The organism is Rathayibacter sp. AY1C1 (genome assembly GCF_002932105.1).
Lineage (GTDB): Bacteria > Actinomycetota > Actinomycetes > Actinomycetales > Microbacteriaceae > Rathayibacter.
In genome coordinates this window covers 1-15029 of record NZ_PSWH01000026.1, presented here as the reverse complement: position 1 = coordinate 15029, position 15029 = coordinate 1, and the positions used below count along the sequence as shown (strand labels likewise).

Below are 15029 nucleotides of genomic sequence, written 5' to 3'. Positions count from 1 at the left end.
CTCGTGTCCATGATCCGCCTCGTCATCGGCCTGCTCGTGGCCCTCGCCGTCTTCACGGTCTACACCGTGATCGACGTCGCGATGAGCAACCGTCACGCCGTGCGGGCGATCCCGAAGTGGTCCTGGCTCCTGGTGGTGCTGATCCTCCCGGTCATCGGTGCGGGACTGTGGTTCTGGATCGGCCGCCCTCGCAAGCAGCGCGCCGCCGGCCGCCGCTACACCGCTCCGGACGACGACCCCGACTTCCTCGGCACCCTCCGCACCGAGCGCGACCCCGAGGAGGAGCGCCTGCAGGCAGAGCGCATCGCCCAGCTCGAGCGCGACCTCGCCGACATGGACGAGCAGGGCGAGGCCGACGGCCCCGGCCGCCGGGATGCCTGAGCACCGGCCGGTCGCCCCCTCCACCCGATTCGCGGTCGACCTCCTCACCCGCTTCGTCGCGCTCGGCGTCCGCGACGTCGTCGTCGCTCCGGGCTCCCGCTCGCAGGCGCTCGCCCTGGTGGCGGCCGAGCTCGAGACCCGCGGCGACGTCCGGCTGCACGTGCGGATCGACGAGCGCTCCGCGGGGTTCCTGGCGCTGGGCCTCGCCCTCGAATCCCGGATGCCGGCGCTCGTGATCACGACCTCCGGCACGGCGACCGCGAACCTGCACCCGGCAGTGCTCGAGGCGGACGCCTCGGACGTGCCGATGATCGTCCTGACCGCCGACCGGCCCGACGAGCTGCGCGGCATCCGCTCGAACCAGACGGCCGAGCAGCGCGAGCTGTACGGGCGTGCCGTGCGGCTGTTCGAGGACGTCGCTGCTCCGGACGACGCCTCCCTGCCCGAGGACGCGCGGGCGCTCGCCGATCGTGCCGTCACCGCGGCGCGCCGCGGGCCGGTCCATCTGAACCTCTCCTTCCGCGATCCGCTCTCCTCCGCTCTGCCCGACATGGAGCGGATCGAACCGGTCTCGTCGCCCGCCGTCGGATCCGGGATCCCGGGTGCCGTCGTGACCGCCGGCCCTGGTGAGCCGCTCACGGTCGTCATCGCCGGGGACAAGGCGGGCGCCGCGGCCGAGGAGATCGCTCGCGCCGGCGACTGGCCGCTGCTCGCCGAGGTCTCCTCCGGCGCCCGCTTCGGACCGCAACTCGTCGTCGCCTGGCGGGGCCTGCTCGGCGAGCCCGACTTCGGCGGACGCATCCGCCGGGCGATCGTGCTCGGACACCCGACGCTCTCCCGCGAGGTCCCCGAGCTGCTGCGGCGCGAGGACGTCGAGGTGATCGTCGTGGACGCCGTGCGCGAGCAGTTCTACAACCCCGGCCGGCGCGCCCGCCGCGTCGGAGGCGTCGACGTGGTCCGCCCCGAGGGGTCGCCGCGTCCCGAGCGCGGCGAGCGCGCCTGGGTCGGATCCTGGGTGTCCGCGAGCCGCGCCCTGACGGTCGACCCCGACGAGCTGGACGAGGTCCCCGACGCCGGGTCGATGTCGGTCGAGGACCGCCGCGGCTACGCGCGCAACGCCCTCGCCGCGATCAGGGCACCGCTCACCCGCGACTTCGTCGTCGCCGCGGTCTGGAAGGTCACCTGGCCGCACGACCGGCTGCTGTTCGGAGCGTCGCGGCTGATCCGCGTCGCCGACGGGACCCTGCCGGGCAAGCGGATATCCGTCCTGGCGAACCGCGGCCTCGCCGGCATCGACGGCACGATCTCGACGGCTCTCGGGATCGCGGTGGCTTCGCAGGCGACCGAGCAGGGAGCCGGCGGAGTCACCCGCGCGGTCCTCGGCGATCTCACTCTGCTCCACGAGGCCGGCGGCCTCCTCCTCCCGCCCGGAGAGCGACGCCCGCGCGTGCAGCTCGTCGTCGTGAACGACGGGGGCGGCACGATCTTCGACGGACTCGAGGTCGCATCGAGCTCGCATCCCGATGCGTTCGACCGCGTGCAGTTCACCCCGCAGAACGCCGATCTGGAGGCTCTCGCGCGCGCCTACGGGTGGGGCCACCGTCGTGCGGCGACGCGCGGCGAGCTGGAGCAGGCGCTGACCTCGCCGGGCGACGGGCCGGGCATCGTGGAGATCCGGCTCGAGCGCTGAGTCCGCACGGGTCCGGTCGGTCGGTCCTCCACAGGTCGTCGTCGGACGCTGTTCTCCCGGGGACGCCTCGTTCGAGCTCCGCAGCTCGTCTGCTGCTGCTTCGCTGGAGGCATGGCTGATGCGGAGACGGTGCGAGGAGAGGTCCTCGCCCTCGGCGACCGGGCGGCGGCGCTCGCGAGGAGCGCCTCCCCGGTGCTCCTGACCGCGGCGGAGGCGCTGCACGCGGGACACCGCGCGGCGCTGACCTGTCCCGACGCGTTCGCCCGAGGCTCCTCGACGGACAGCAAGGATGCGACGGACCTCGTCGAACGGTCGATCCGAGCGGAGTTCGCCGTCGCCCTCGGGGTCTCCGAGCGCACCGCCGCCAGGGAGCTGCTGCACGCCTCGCTCCTGATGGAGGAGCTGCCGCGGACCCGCTCCGCGCTCGCCGACGCCAGGATGCGCTGGGAGGCCGGCCAGCTCGTCTGCTCCGTCGCGGCGACCCTCCCGGCAGCGGCGCGCGCGGCCTACGACGACCGGGCCGTCGACCTCGCGGAGACGCTGACCCCGGGGCAGCTGCGCCACGCCCTCGCGCGGGTGCGGGAGGAGCTGCACGACGAGCCCCTCGCCGAGCGGCACGCTCGCGCCCGTGAGGACCGCCGGGTGTGGATGACAGCCGGGATCGACGGCATGGCGACGGTGTGCGCGCACGTCCCCGCGCCCGAGGCCGTCGGAGCGCTCGCCCGGCTCGACCGCATCGCGAGGGATCTGCGGGACGGCGCCGAAGGGGACCGCGATCTGCGGACGCTGGCGCAGCTCCGCGCCGACGCGTGGGCCGACCTGCTCTGCCACGGGGACGTGGCGGGGACCACTCCGGAGGGAGCCGCGGCGCCCTCGACCGGGCTGCGGGCCGAGGTGAGAGTCACCGTGGCGGCGAGCACCGCCGCAGGTGACGACGAGGCGGCCGCCGAGCTCGACGGCTACGGGCCGATCCCCGCCGAGGCGGTGCGAGCGCTCATCGACGACGACGCCGCCTTCACTCCCGTGCTGACCGACGAGGAGACCGGCGCGGTCGTCTCCGTCGGGCGCCGCCACCGCCTCCCGCCGCCGAGGATGAGGCTGCTGGTCCGCCTCCGCGACCAGACCTGCCGCTTCCCGGGCTGCACCCGGCCGGCGTCCTCGACGGAGACCGACCACAGCGTCGAATGGCGGAACGGGGGAGAGACGACTCCCGACAACCTCGCCTCCCTGTGCGTCGCCCACCACCACGTGCGCCACGGCGACCGCTGGACGTATCTGCTCCATCCGGACGGCACAGCGGACTGGACCACACCGACCGGCCGCCGGGTGACGACCAGACCGCCGGCGCTGCCCGGGCGTCCGCCGGTGGGCGCAGGACGACGGCCGGGGGTTCCCCGGCTCGACGGGGACCGGGCGGGGTAAGCGGCGGGTAGCCGACGGCTTCAACGATTCCCGACGTGCGTCAGGCCAGAGCGTCGGTGATCGGGCGGAACTTCATGCGGGTCTCGGCGAGCTCGGACTCGGGAACGCTGTCGGCCACGATGCCGGCGCCCGCCCAGGCCGTGACCGCGCCCTCGGCCGTGACCTCGGCGCTACGGAGTCCGACGGCCCACTCGCCGTCGCCGTTGCCGTCGATCCAGCCGACGGGTCCTGCGTACCGACCGCGGTCGAAGGGCTCCAGGTGCTCGATGAGCGCAAGGGCGTCGGCGGTCGGAGTGCCGGCCACTGCGGCGGTCGGGTGAAGAGCATCGACGAGATCGAGCGCGCTGGAGGAGTCGTCCAGAATTCCTCGCACGTCCGTCGCGAGGTGCCAGAGGTTCGGCAGGCGGAGCGTGAACGGGGCGGCGCCCGCCGTCAGCTCCCGTGTGTGGGGCTCGAGTTCCCGGACCAGACTGGCGAGAGCGAAAGCGTGCTCCGAGCGGTCCTTCGGACTCTCGAGCAGAGCGGCCTCCACGTCCGCGTCGGCGAGGGGATCCTCGCCTCGTGCGGCCGTGCCGGCCAACACCCTCGCCGAGATCTCGCCCCGATCGACCGCGACCAGCGTCTCCGGACTGGCGCCGAGGAATCCGTCCACGGCGAAGCCCCAGCAGTCCGGGTACCGCTCGGTGAGCGCACCCAGCATCCGACGCAGGTCCGCCCCCGGCGGGAGCCGTCCCTTCAGATCGCGCGCGATCACGACCTTGGACAGCTCACCCGCCCGGATCGTCTCCACCGCGGCAGCGACCGCCGCGCGGTACCCGTCCGGCGGCAGCGCACCCGGCGAGAGCGGCACGTGGTACTCCGCCCCCAGCGGCTCCTCGCTCGGCGTATCCGGTCCCTCCGCCTCGCCGATCGTGATCCGCGTCAGCCATGACCGGCCGTCGCGCGTCCCGATCACGGTGCGCGGCACGATCAGCACGCTCGTCGCCTCGGATCGGCTCGAGAAAGCGAAGGTCCCGAACGCGACCAGCCCCGTCCCGGGCAGTCCGACCCGGTCCTCCACCGTCGCCGCGTCGCAGAGCCGACGCCAGGCCGCCGCCGCATCCCGCAGCCGTTCCGGGCCCGAGAACTCGAGGCGCAGGGCCTCGCCGCGTCCGCTGAGGCCGGCGCCGTCGCGCTGCCAGAGGAGGGGCCGCCTCGGGTCGGAGTGGGAGAGGAGCGACGGCGGAGAGTCCAGTGGAGTCGTCTCCGCACGCAGCAGGGGGGTTCCAGCGCCGATGAGCGTCACCTCAGCAGGGTACGCCCGCGCCAGAGGATGAAACGTCCCATGCCGCGGGGCTCGGGGCGCAGGGCTCCGTTGCTACCGTGATCCGGTCCGGGGCCGCCGCGCGAGGCGGAGCGGGGCGGTCCCGGCGCTTCCCCAGGGGGGAGCGCGCCGACCGGGCGCGGGACGGCGGATGCACAGCCGCCGTCCCTCGTCTCGCCGTAGACTTGCGGATCGTGACGAAGGCAGACCTCACCAAACGGCCCGACGAGGTCGCCTCGATGTTCGACACCGTGGCTCCCGCCTACGACCTGGTGAACGGACTCCTCTCGGTGGGGAACGACCGGCTCTGGCGGATCGCGACGACTCGCGCCGTCAACCCTGCTCCCGGTGAGCGCATTCTCGACATCGCGGCCGGCACCGGAACGTCGAGCGCGTCGCTGGCGCGGTCGGGCGCCCAGGTCGTCGCAGCCGACTTCTCCCCGGGGATGATCGCCGTCGGCCGTCGCCGTCAGGCGGGCAACGACCGGATCGAGTTCGTCCAGGCCGACGCGATGGACCTCCCGTTCGAGGACGAGTCGTTCGACGCCGTGACCATCTCGTTCGGTCTGCGCAACGTGGCCGAGCCGAGGACGGCGCTCGCCGAGTTCCTGCGTGTGCTGAAGCCCGGCGGCCGGGTCGTGATCTGCGAGTTCTCGACTCCGCCGATCGCTCCGCTGGCCGCCGCGTACGACTTCTACCTGTCGACGGTCATGCCCGCCGTCGTGCGCCTCGCGTCGTCGAACAATCCTGCGTACGACTATCTCGGCGATTCCATCCGGGCCTGGCCGGAGCAGAGCGTCGTCGCCGCCTGGCTCCGCGCGGCGGGCTTCGAGCGCGTGGCCTACCGCGATCTGACCGCTGGCATCGTGGCGCTGCACCGCGGCGTCAAGCCGATCGCGGCGACCCGATGACGACCGGGGTCCGCACAGGCCGAGACGTTAGGGTTTCCCTGTGAACGCCACTGCGCCCGTCGCCCGTCGCAGCCCGTCTCTGACGGCGCAGCTCGGCCTCTCCGAGCGCATCTTCTCCTCCTCGTCGGACCGGGCTCTCGCCCGCACGATCGACGCGGGTCTGGAGCAGGTCGAGGAGGGTCTCGTCCGGCAGCTGTCCTTCGCGGACGCCGTGGCCGACGTCTCCACCCGGTACCTCCTCGAGGCGGGCGGCAAGCGCGTGCGCCCGATGCTCACCCTCCTGGCCGCGTCGCTGGGCCGCGGCAACACGCCGCAGGTCCTGCTCGGTGCGCAGGCGATCGAGATCACGCATCTCGCATCGCTCTACCACGACGACGTCATGGACGAGGCGGAGAAGCGCCGCGGCGTCCCGTCGGCGCAGACCGTGTGGGGCAACAACGTGGCCATCCTGACGGGCGATCTGCTCTTCGCCCGCGCGAACCAGCTGATGGTCGAGCTCGGCGACAAGGCGATCCGGCTCCAGGCCGACACGTTCGAGCGGCTCGTCCTCGGGCAGCTGCACGAGACGGTCGGCCCGACCGACGGCGAGGACCCGGTCGAGCACTACCTGTCCGTCCTGGCCGACAAGACCGGGTCCCTGATCGCCGCGGCGGGCCGCACGGGAGTCGCGTTCTCGGAGGCTCCGGAGGAGTACGAGGAGGCCATGCGCGTCTTCGGCGAGAAGATCGGCGTCGCGTTCCAGATCGTCGACGACGTCATCGACCTCTCTCCCCAGCCGGAGGAGACCGGCAAGAACCCCGGCACGGACATCCGCGCCGGCGTGTCGACGCTGCCGATCCTGCGCCTGCGCGAGCGCGCCTCCTCGGACAGGGACGCCGCGGCTCTCCTCGCCCGCATCGAGAGCTATGTGAGCCGCTCGAACGACGCCATCGCGCACACGGAGGAGCAGAGCGCCGACATCTCGGACGCCATCGCTCAGCTGCGCGATCACGACGTCACCGCGCAGACCCTCGCCGAGGCCCACCGGTGGGCCGACGAGGCCGTCGCCGCCCTCGCTCCGCTGCCCGACGGCTCCGTCCGCAAGGCGCTGACGCGCTTCGCCGACACCGTCGTCGAGCGCAACGGCTGACCCCGATCGTCGCGGCGCGCCCTGCGCCGCAGGAATGAGACCGGTTGTGCGCTGCGGCGCCCCGGCAGGAGGAACGCAATGACCAAGCTCAGGCTGGCCATCGTCGGCGCGGGTCCCGCGGGCATCTACGCCGCCGACCTCATGATCAAGGCCGAGAAGAAGTACGACGTCTCGATCGATCTGTTCGAGCACCTGCCCGCGCCCTACGGCCTGGTCCGCTACGGCGTCGCGCCCGATCACCCGCGCATCAAGGGGATCATCACCGCGCTGCGGGAGGTGCTCGACCGGGGCGACATCCGCATCTTCGGCAACGTGCACTTCGGGACCGACATCACGCTCGAGGATCTCAAGCGGCACTACCACGCCGTGATCTTCGCGACCGGCGCCGTCCGCGACGCTCCGCTCGACGTCCCGGGTGTCGAGCTCCAGGGCTCCTACGGTGCGGCCGACTTCGTCAGCTGGTTCGACGGCCACCCCGACGTGTCGCGCACCTGGCCGCTGGAGGCGTCCTCCGTCGCCGTCATCGGCAACGGCAACGTGGCGCTCGACGTCTCGCGGATGCTGGCGAAGCACGCCGAGGACCTCCTGCCCACCGAGGTCCCGCCGAACGTCTACGAGGGGCTGAAGGCTTCTCCCGTCACCGACGTGCACGTCTTCGGGCGCCGCGGTCCCGCTCAGGTGAAGTTCACGCCGCTGGAGCTGCGCGAGCTGGGCGAGCTGCGCGACGTCGACATGATCGTCGCCGACGAGGACTTCGACCTCGATCCCGCTTCGGAGGCCGCCATCGCGACCAACAAGCAGGTCATGGTCATCAACCGGGTGCTCAACCAGTGGCGCACCCGTGAGGTCGGGAGCGCCTCGCGTCGTCTCCACCTGCACTTCTGGGCGAAGCCGCTCGAGTTCGTGGACGACGGATCCGGTCGGGTCGGCGCGATCCGGTACGAGCGCACCGAGCCGGACGGCGAGGGCGGCGTGCGCGGCACGGGTGAGATCCGCGAGGTCCCGGTCCAGGCCGTGTACCGCGCGGTCGGCTACTTCGGCTCGCCGCTCGACGGCCTCCCGTTCGACGAGATGCGCGGCGTGATCCCGAACCGCGAGGGCCAGGTCCTGGACGACGAGGACCAGCAGGTCCACGGCGTGTACGCGACCGGCTGGATCAAGCGCGGACCGGTGGGCCTCATCGGGCACACCAAGTCCGACGCCATGGAGACCGTCGCGCACGTGCTCAACGACCAGGCGTCCTGGTGGACGCCCGAGCACCCCGAGGAGGCGGCCGTGGTCGCCCTGCTCGAGGAGCGGGAGATCGCCTACACGGATCTCGACGGCTGGCACCGGCTGGACGAGCACGAGATGGCGCTCGGCGAGCCCGAGGGCCGTGCGCGCGTGAAGGTCGTTCCCCGCGAGGACATGATCGCGATCTCGCGGGCGGAGCCGGTCGCGCTCTGACGCGTGGTCTCCGAACGGCCCTCCGGTGCAGTCCGGAGGGCCGTTCGTCGTTCCGGCGTGGACGCCTTGCGCCTCCTCTAGGATTCGGGCACCGCTCTGGACGGAGACAGCATGACCACGGCCGCGCCCCACGACGTCATCCGGGTGCGCGGTGCGCGCCAGAACAACCTCCGGGGGATCGACGTCGACATTCCGAAGCGGAGGATCACCGTGTTCACCGGGGTCTCGGGCTCCGGCAAGTCGTCGCTCGTCTTCGGCACCATCGCGGCCGAGTCCCAGCGCCTCATCAACGAGACCTACTCCGCCTTCGTGCAGCAGTTCATGGGGTCGCCGGCTCGCCCGGACGTGGAGTCGCTCGACGGACTGTCGGCCACGATCGTCGTCGATCAGGAGCGGATGGGGTCGAACGGCCGGTCCACGGTCGGCACGGCGACCGACGCGTACACGATGCTGCGGATCCTCTTCAGCCGGATCGGCGATCCGCACGCGGGCACGAGCGGTGCGTTCTCCTTCAACCTGCCGGAGGGGATGTGCCCGCGGTGCGAGGGGACGGGCCGGGTGTCGAGCATCGACCTCGACGCGCTGATCGACCGCTCGAAGTCGCTCGAGGGCGGCGCTCTCGACGCGATCCCCAACTTCGTCGTCGGCGGCTGGTACTGGAAGGGCCTCGCCGAGTCGGGCCTCTATCCGGCCGATGTGCCGATCGCCGACTTCACGCCCGAGCAGATGGACGCGTTCCTCCACCGTCCGGCCACGAAGATGGCCATCGCCGGGATGACGATGACCTACGAGGGCCTCCTGGTGAAGGTCACCCGCCTCTACCTGGCGAAGGAGGCGGCGCAGCCGCACATCCGCGCCTTCGCCGAGCGGGTGGCCACCTTCGCCGCCTGTCCCGAGTGCGGAGGCGGCCGGCTCACCCGCGCGGCACTGGAGTCGCGCATCGGGGGCCGGAACATCGCCGAGTGCGCCGCGCTGCAGGCGACCGACCTCGCCGCGTGGCTCCGCGGGCTGCAGGCGCCGTCCGTCGCTCCTATCGTCGAGACCCTCCTCGGGACGCTCGACGCCCTCGTCCAGGTCGGGCTGGGCTACCTGTCGCTCGATCGGGAGTCGGGCACCCTCTCGGGCGGTGAGGCGCAGCGGGTCAAGATGGTGCGGCATCTGGGATCGAGCCTCACGGACGTCACGTACGTCTTCGACGAGCCGACGGCGGGTCTGCATCCGCACGACGTCTCGCGGATGATCGAGCTGCTGCGCCGCCTGCGGGACAAGGGCAACACCGTCCTGGTGGTCGAGCACAAGCCGGAGATCATCGAGATCGCCGATCACGTGGTCGACCTCGGTCCGAGGGCCGGTGCGCACGGCGGCGAGCTGCGGTTCGAGGGGACGGTGGCGCAGCTGCGCACGTCCGACACCCTGACGGGCCGTCATCTCGGTCACCGCGTCCCGCTGAAGGAGGCCGTGCGCCGTCCGACCGGGGCGGTGGAGATCCGCGGGGCCTCCACGCACAACCTCCGCGGCGTCGACGTGGACGTCCCGCTGGGCGTGCTGACCGTCGTCACCGGAGTCGCCGGCTCGGGCAAGTCGTCGCTCCTGCACGGCTCGCTCGCGGGTCGGCCGGGCGTGGTGGTGGCCGACCAGTCGCCGATCCGCGGCTCGCGGCGCAGCAATCCGGCGACCTACACCGGGGTCCTCGACGCGATCCGGGCGGCCTTCGCGAAGGCGAACGGTGTGAGACCAGCGCTCTTCAGCGCGAACTCGGCAGGCGCCTGCCCCGTCTGCAAGGGGGCCGGGATGATCTTCACCGAGCTGGGCCCCGCCGCGACGGTCTCGTCGGTCTGCGAGGAGTGCGACGGCAAGCGGTTCACCGCTGAGGTGCTCGAGTACCGCCTCCGCGGGAGGAACATCCACGAGGTGCTCTCGATGCCGATCGTCGACGCCGCGGAGTTCTTCGCGAGCGGACCGGCGCACACGGTGCTCGCCCGTCTCGTCGACGTCGGTCTCGGCTACCTCACTCTCGGACAGCCGCTGAACACGCTGTCCGGGGGCGAGCGTCAGCGCCTCAAGCTCGCGATCAACATGGCCTCGTCCGGATCCGTCTACCTGCTCGACGAGCCGACCACGGGCCTGCACCTCGCGGACGTCGACACGCTGCTCGGACTGCTCGACCGGCTGGTCGACTCCGGGAACTCGGTCGTGGTGATCGAGCACCACCGCGCCCTGATGGCGCACGCGGACTGGATCATCGACGTGGGGCCCGGAGCCGGGCACGACGGAGGGACGATCGTCTTCGAGGGGACTCCGGTCGGGCTCGCGGCGGCGGACACGCTGACCGGACGCGCCCTCGCCGAGTACGCGCGCTGACGCGTTCGCAGCCGCGACGCTCGCGCGTCAGCGCGAGAACGGGCCGGACAGAGCCGCCCACTGCAGGAGCACGATCGTCTTCGCGTCGACGATCTGCACGCCGATCTGGGTCAGCGCCTCGTCGAACGAGAGCTCGAGTACCTCGATGTCCTCGCCCTCGTCGGCGAGTCCCGCGAACGCTCCGCTGCGGGTGCCCGCGCGGTAGCGGCCGGCGTAGAAGTGCAGCTTCTCGGTGACCGAGCCGGGGCTCATGAACGCGTCGAACACGTGCTCGAGCCGGCCGACCTCGAGTCCGGTCTCCTCGGACGCCTCCCGGCGGGCGCCCTCCTCGGGCCCGTCCTCGTCCAGGAGACCGGCGGGCACTTCGAGGAGCATCCCGTCGAGGTCGCCGTTCACGTACGCGGGGTAGCGGAACTGCCGGATCAGGACGACGGTGCGCGCGTCGGCGTCGTAGAGCAGGACCGCCGCGCCGTTCCCCCGGTCGTACGTCTCGCGCTGCTCGCTGGTCCAGCTGCCGTCGCGGTGCCGGTAGTCGAAGCGGGTGGTGCGGAGGACGTACCAGTCGCTCGAGAGGAGGGTGACCTCCTTCACGACGACGTCGGGGTTCCCGACGAGGTCGAGGCCCTCCCGGTCGAGTCCGGTGCGGCCCCGCCGGTCGGGCTCGTCTATTCCGGCGGTCACGCGCGTGCTCCCGTGTGCGTCATTCCTCAGCGGAAGTTGACGAACTGGAGGTCGAGCTCGAGGTCGGCCCCGCGCAGGAGCGCCATGGTCGCCTGGAGGTCGTCGCGGCTCTTCGAGGAGACGCGGAGCTCGTCGCCCTGGATCTGCGACTTGACCGACTTCGGCGCCTCGTCGCGGATGAGCTTGTTGATCTTCTTCGCGTGCTCCTGGTCGATGCCCTCCTTGAGGGTGGCCTCGATCCGGTACTCCTTGCCGGACGCGAAGGGCTCGCCCGCGTCGAGGCTCTTGAGGCTGATGCCGCGCTTGATCAGCTTCGACTGGAAGACGTCGAGGATGGCGTTCGCCCGCTCCTCGGTGTTGGCCTTGATCAGGATCTTCTCGCCGCTCCAGGCGATCGAGGCGCCGACGTTCTTGAAGTCGTAGCGCTGCTCGACCTCCTTGTGGGCCTGGTTCAGGGCGTTGTCCGCCTCCATCTTGTCGATCTTGCTGACGACGTCGAACGTTGAATCTGCCATGGCTCCGAGTTTAGCTTTCAGGCGTGGCGGAGCCCGGCCCCAGGCGCGGCTGGTACCTCTGAGGGGTGCGCCGCCTCCCCGTTCTCGTCCTCGTCCCGCTCGCAGGCCTCCTCCTGGCCGGCTGCGGCCAGCGGCCGCCCGCGCTGACGGTCGAGGAGGGCCTGTCCACCGTCCCTCCCGCGGCGACCGCTCCCGTCGCGGCCGACCCCGTCGTGCTGGAGGATCCCGAGCAGGCCGCGGCGACGCCGGTGCGACTGCTCGCCGACGAGGCGTGGCTGGGCTCGGCGTCCGAGGGGAGCGGCATCCCGCTGCGTGCGCTCACCGCCTACGCGGGCACGGCCCTCCTCACGGCGTCGGTCGACCCCGACTGCCGGTTGGACTGGGCGACCCTGGCCGGCATCGGCTACGTCGAGAGCAGGCACGGCACGATCGACGGCGGCGAGCTGGGCGAGGACGGGCGGCCGACGGAGCCGATCTACGGTCCGCGCCTGGACGGAGCGCGCTTCGACCGGGTCCCCGACAACGACGGCGGGGCTCTGGACGGCGACGCCGAGGTCGACCGGGCGATGGGTCCGCTGCAGATCATCCCGGCGACGTGGATGGCGTGGGCGTCGAGCGGATGGGATCCGCAGAACGTGGACCAGCAGGCGGTGACCGCCGCCCGGTACCTCTGCGACGCCGGCGGCGACCTCTCGACGGAGTCGGGATGGCGGGCGGCGATCGCGGCCTACAACCCGGCCGGGAGCTACGCGGGGAAGGTCGCGGAGGCGGCGTCCCGCTACGCGGCGGAGGCGGACAGAGGCCTCGCGGCACCGATTTCCGATCCGCCGGTCGCGTGGGTATCCTTGCTGAGCGCCTCCGGTTGTGAACACGCGGTCGGGTGCGCCACGGCGAGTTACCCTAGCGGCCAAAGGGATCTGACTGTAAATCAGACGGCGTAGCCTTCGGGGGTTCGAATCCCTCACTCGCCACCGAGCAGGAACACCCAGCAGACGCCCCGGCATCACGAGATGCGCGGGGCGTTCCGCATGTCGGGGGATCGCCGTTCCGGCGGAGTGCCTTTCCGGGGGAGCACCGGTCCGGCGGATCGCCGGGCCCGGCGTCTTCGTCCCGTCGCACCCCGCACGCCGTCGGCCCGGCCTCCGCGGTCGCCCGGCCCGCGCTGTCGGCCCGGCCCGCGCCATCGACTCAGACCCGCGCCTCCTGCTCCAGAAACCCCGCGAGGGAGAGCGGCGGCCGTCCGGTCAGCCGCTCGACGTCGCCCGACACGTGCTCCAGCTGTCCGGCGGCGATCGCGGAGTAGGTGCTGACCCAGGCGTCCAGCTGCCAGTCCGGTGCGTTCCACCGGCGGCGTGACGCGTACGCCTCCCCGAGGGTCTCGTCGACGTACACGGCGGGGCGGCCCGCCGCCGTCAGTGTCGCGGCGACCTCGTCGAGGGTGAGGGCCTCGGGCCCGGTCAGCTCGTAGGCGGCTCCGCGGTGTTCGGAGGGGGAGCGGAGGACCGCCGCGGCCGAGCGTGCCACGTCCTCGCGCGCGACGACGGCGGCCCGGCCCGATCCCGCGGGTCCGCGGATCGCGCCGTCCTCGCCGAGCATCGCGGGCAGGAAGTCGAGGTAGAGGTTGTCGCGGAGGAACGTCCAGCCCATGCCGGAGCGGCGGATCGCGTCCTCGGTGGCCGCGTGGTCTCGGGCGAGGGTGAAGACCGCGTCGGGTGCGGCTCCGGCGAAGGAGGTGTAGACGACGTGCTCGACACCCGCGGCGGCGGCTGCGTCGACGAACGCGAGGTGCTCGGCGCGGCGCTCCTCGTTCTCGGAGGCGGAGACCATCAGGAGGAGGCGCACGCCCTCGAGCGAGTCGCCCGCGTCGGCGAAGGAGGAGCGCACCACCTCGGCCCCGGGGAGCTCGGGCGCGCGGGACGGGTCGCGGACCAGCAGGCGGAGGGCGTGACCGGCGTCGGCGAGCTCGCGCGCGACGCGACCGCCCACGGCTCCGGTGGCTCCCGTGAGGGCGATAGGGGTGCTCATCTCCCCATGATGGGCCCGATCCCTAGGCTGGGGCCATGAGCGACAACGCCCCCCTCCTCGCCATCGCCCGCTCGATCGCCGTCGAGGCGGCGCACCTCGCCCGCCAGCGGCGGCAGGACGGTGTCGAGATCGCCGCGTCGAAGTCGTCCCCGGAGGACGTGGTGACGGCCGCGGACCGGGAGGTCGAGGAGCTGATCCGCCGGCGCCTGGCCGAGGCGCGTCCGGACGACGGCTTCCTCGGCGAGGAGTCGGGGTCGGGGGGCGGCACGAGCGGGCTGACCTGGGTCGTCGATCCGATCGACGGGACCGTCAACTACCTCTACGGCATCCCCTCCTACGCGGTCAGCATCGCTGTGGTGGAGGGGGAGCCGGATCCCGCGACCTGGACCGCGCTCGCCGGCGCGGTCGTGAACGGAGCGACGGGCGAGGTGACCACGGCCAGCCGAGGCGGGGGAGCCGAGCGGGACGGAGTCGTGCTGCAGGTCTCGGCTCCCTCCTCCCTCTCGCTCGCGCTGGTGGGCACCGGCTTCGGCTACGACGCGGGCCGCCGGATGCGCCAGGGCGCCGTGGTGCAGGAGCTCCTGGGCTCGGTCCGCGACATCCGCCGCATCGGCTCGGCGGCGCTCGACCTGTGCTCGGTGGCCACCGGGCAGCTGAACGCGTACTACGAGCGGGGCCTGAACCCGTGGGACCTCGCTGCGGGCGCCCTCATCGCCGAGGAGGCGGGCGCGCGGGTCGCGGGACTCGACGGCGCGCCCTTCGGCTCCGGCCTGCTCATCGCGGCACCGGATCCTCTCTTCGCCGAGCTGGAGGATCTGCTGCGCCGCCTGCGCGCGGACGAGGTGTAACCGCTCTCCCAGGCCGGGCCGACAAGGATTCCGTGCGCCGAGAGGCGGATCGGCGCAGGATCCCGCCGGGGCTCGCCGCGGGTCGTGCCCCGATCGCGCCTGTGCGCGGCGGCCTCTGGCCGGATCCCGCCGGCCGTGGTTATCCTTTATGAATTCGTGATGTTCGCACAGGCTGCGCTCACGGAACCGAGCGGTGCCTCTCCCTGGAGGCCCGCTCGGCTCGACCTGTGCTCGGTGGCCACCGGGCAGCTGAACGCGTACTACGAGCGGGGCCTGAACCCGTGGGACCTCGCTGCGGGCGCCCTCATCGCCGAGGA

General features: G+C 72.4%; 12 protein-coding genes, 1 tRNA gene and 1 pseudogene. 10 read left to right on the top strand and 4 right to left on the bottom strand.

The features are described 5' to 3' along the window. Positions 1–9: 9 nt before the first annotated feature. The 3 genes from C5C71_RS12420 to C5C71_RS12410 all read left to right on the top strand — a co-directional run bounded on the left by C5C71_RS12420 (position 10) and on the right by C5C71_RS12410 (position 3493). Positions 10–381, top strand: coding sequence for a PLD nuclease N-terminal domain-containing protein (locus C5C71_RS12420; RefSeq protein WP_104225908.1), 372 nt, complete (start codon positions 10–12; stop codon positions 379–381). Further along, positions 374–2071, top strand: a complete 1698-nt coding sequence (gene menD / locus C5C71_RS12415; RefSeq protein WP_104337797.1) for a 2-succinyl-5-enolpyruvyl-6-hydroxy-3-cyclohexene-1-carboxylic-acid synthase — start codon at positions 374–376, stop codon at positions 2069–2071. Before C5C71_RS12420 ends, menD begins: the two co-directional genes overlap by 8 nt. A 111-nt stretch (positions 2072–2182) precedes the next feature. Further along, the gene (locus tag C5C71_RS12410) at positions 2183–3493 is read left to right on the top strand and encodes an HNH endonuclease signature motif containing protein (RefSeq protein WP_104225906.1); all 1311 of its coding nucleotides are present in this window, start codon (positions 2183–2185) and stop codon (positions 3491–3493) included. 40 nt (positions 3494–3533) lie between these two features. Here C5C71_RS12410 and C5C71_RS12405 read toward each other — a convergent pair whose 3' ends face one another. Beyond that, complete coding sequence (locus C5C71_RS12405; protein WP_374954292.1) at positions 3534–4778, bottom strand: isochorismate synthase MenF; 1245 nt, start codon at positions 4776–4778, stop codon at positions 3534–3536. 212 nt (positions 4779–4990) lie between these two features. Between C5C71_RS12405 and ubiE the strand changes: the two genes are divergently transcribed. The 4 genes from ubiE to C5C71_RS12385 all read left to right on the top strand — a co-directional run bounded on the left by ubiE (position 4991) and on the right by C5C71_RS12385 (position 10643). Next, positions 4991–5707: a bifunctional demethylmenaquinone methyltransferase/2-methoxy-6-polyprenyl-1,4-benzoquinol methylase UbiE gene (ubiE, locus tag C5C71_RS12400; protein WP_104226060.1), complete on the top strand. Its 717-nt coding sequence runs from the start codon at positions 4991–4993 to the stop codon at positions 5705–5707. 40 nt (positions 5708–5747) lie between these two features. Next, positions 5748–6836 carry a polyprenyl synthetase family protein gene (locus C5C71_RS12395; protein WP_104233415.1) on the top strand — a complete coding sequence of 363 codons (1089 nt, stop codon included), beginning with the start codon at positions 5748–5750 and terminating at the stop codon, positions 6834–6836. A gap of 78 nt (positions 6837–6914) precedes the next feature. After that, positions 6915–8282 (top strand): FAD-dependent oxidoreductase, encoded by a 1368-nt coding sequence (locus C5C71_RS12390; RefSeq protein ID WP_104257164.1) that lies wholly within the window; start codon positions 6915–6917, stop codon positions 8280–8282. Positions 8283–8393: 111 nt separating this feature from the next. Next, positions 8394–10643 carry an excinuclease ABC subunit UvrA gene (locus tag C5C71_RS12385; protein ID WP_104326254.1) on the top strand — a complete coding sequence of 750 codons (2250 nt, stop codon included), beginning with the start codon at positions 8394–8396 and terminating at the stop codon, positions 10641–10643. Positions 10644–10670: 27 nt separating this feature from the next. Here C5C71_RS12385 and C5C71_RS12380 read toward each other — a convergent pair whose 3' ends face one another. Together C5C71_RS12380 and C5C71_RS12375 are read right to left on the bottom strand one after the other, a co-directional pair. Continuing rightward, positions 10671–11324 carry an NUDIX domain-containing protein gene (locus tag C5C71_RS12380; protein WP_104337796.1) on the bottom strand — a complete coding sequence of 218 codons (654 nt, stop codon included), beginning with the start codon at positions 11322–11324 and terminating at the stop codon, positions 10671–10673. 26 nt (positions 11325–11350) lie between these two features. Continuing rightward, positions 11351–11839, bottom strand: a complete 489-nt coding sequence (locus C5C71_RS12375; RefSeq protein ID WP_104223606.1) for a YajQ family cyclic di-GMP-binding protein — start codon at positions 11837–11839, stop codon at positions 11351–11353. An 889-nt stretch (positions 11840–12728) separates the two neighbouring features. On the opposite strand from C5C71_RS12375, the gene C5C71_RS12365 reads away from it, so the two are divergent. Further along, positions 12729–12810, top strand: a tRNA-Tyr gene (locus tag C5C71_RS12365). Between the two features lie 217 nt (positions 12811–13027). Here C5C71_RS12365 and C5C71_RS12360 read toward each other — a convergent pair. Next, complete coding sequence (locus C5C71_RS12360; protein ID WP_104337794.1) at positions 13028–13864, bottom strand: SDR family oxidoreductase; 837 nt, start codon at positions 13862–13864, stop codon at positions 13028–13030. 35 nt (positions 13865–13899) lie between these two features. Between C5C71_RS12360 and C5C71_RS12355 the strand changes: the two genes are divergently transcribed. Next, positions 13900–14712 carry an inositol monophosphatase family protein gene (locus C5C71_RS12355; protein ID WP_104247938.1) on the top strand — a complete coding sequence of 271 codons (813 nt, stop codon included), beginning with the start codon at positions 13900–13902 and terminating at the stop codon, positions 14710–14712. Positions 14713–14925: 213 nt separating this feature from the next. Next, a pseudogene (locus tag C5C71_RS17965) lies at positions 14926–15029 on the top strand (inositol monophosphatase family protein); the annotation flags it as partial.